1 protein-coding gene is annotated in these 1368 nt (G+C 70.2%); it reads right to left on the reverse strand.

What is annotated here, in order from left to right; all coding sequences use genetic code 11:
- Positions 1-1368: glutamine--fructose-6-phosphate transaminase (isomerizing) (gene glmS, locus AB0B91_RS66065; protein ID WP_358343247.1), on the reverse strand; the 1368-nt coding region annotated here is incomplete at both ends.

Genomic DNA, 1368 nt, shown 5'->3' on the forward strand with positions numbered 1-1368 from the left:
TCACCGACTTGGCCAGGTTGCGGGGCTGGTCCACGTCGTGCCCCCGGGCGGCGGCGATCTCGGCCGCCATGACCTGCAACGGCACGGTCGTGACCAGCGGCGCGAGCAGCGTCGGCGTACGCGGCACGTAGATCAGGTGGTCGGCGTAGCGGACGACCGCCTCGTCGCCCTCCTCCGCGATCACGATCGTCCGGGCGCCGCGCGCCCGTACCTCCTGGATGTTGGAGACGACCTTGTCGTGCAGCATCCCGCGGCCGACCGGGGACGGCACGATGCAGATGACCGGGGTGCCCTTGTCGATCAGCGCGATCGGGCCGTGCTTCAGCTCGCCGGCGGCGAAGCCCTCGGCGTGCATGTACGCCAGCTCCTTGAGCTTGAGCGCGCCCTCCAGGGCCACCGGGTAGCCGACGTGCCGGCCGATGAAGAGCACGGTCGGCTCGGCCTTCAGGTCGCGGGCCAGCTCGCGGACGGGCTCGATCCGCTCCAGCAGCTCGCGCAGCTTGCCCGGCATCTCCTGGAGCTGGGCCACCACGGCGGCCACCTCGTCGGCGAACTTGATGCCGCGCACCTGGGCCAGGTGCAGGCCGATCAGGTAGCAGGCGACGAGCTGGGTGAGGAACGCCTTGGTGGAGGCGACGGCGATCTCCGGCCCGCCGTGGGTGTAGAGGACCGCGTCGGACTCGCGGGGGATGGTGGAGCCGTTGGTGTTGCAGATGGCCAGCACCCGGGCCTTCTGCTCCTTGGCGTGCCGCAGCGCCATCAGGGTGTCCATCGTCTCGCCGGACTGCGAGATCACCACGATCAGCGTGGACCGGTCGAGGACCGGGTCGCGGTAGCGGAACTCGCTGGCCAGTTCCACCTCGCACGGGATCCGGGTCCAGTGCTCGATGGCGTACTTGGCGACCAGGCCGGAGTGGTACGCGGTGCCGCAGGCGACGATGAAGATCTTGTCGACGTCGCGCAGATCCTGGTCGCTGAGGCGGACCTCGTCGAGCATGATCTCGCCGGAGTCGGTGAGCCGGCCGAGCAGCGTGTCGGCGATGGCCTGCGGCTGCTCCTCGATCTCCTTGAGCATGAACCAGTCGTAGCCACCCTTCTCGGCGGCGGAGGAGTCCCAGTCGATGTGGAAGTCCTTGCCGCTGGCGGGCTGCCCGGCGAAGTCGGTGATCTCGATGGTGTCGCCGGTGATGAGGACGATCTGGTCCTGGCCGAGCTCCACCGCCTCCCGGGTGTGCTCGATGAACGCGGCCACGTCGCTGGCCAGGTAGTTCTCCCCGTCGCCGCGCCCGACGACGAGCGGGGAGTTGCGGCGGGCGCCGACCACCGCGCCGGGCACCGCGGCGTCGACGGCGAGCAGCGTGAACGCGC

Source organism: Nonomuraea sp. NPDC049141 (assembly GCF_040648415.1).
Taxonomy (GTDB): domain Bacteria; phylum Actinomycetota; class Actinomycetes; order Streptosporangiales; family Streptosporangiaceae; genus Nonomuraea.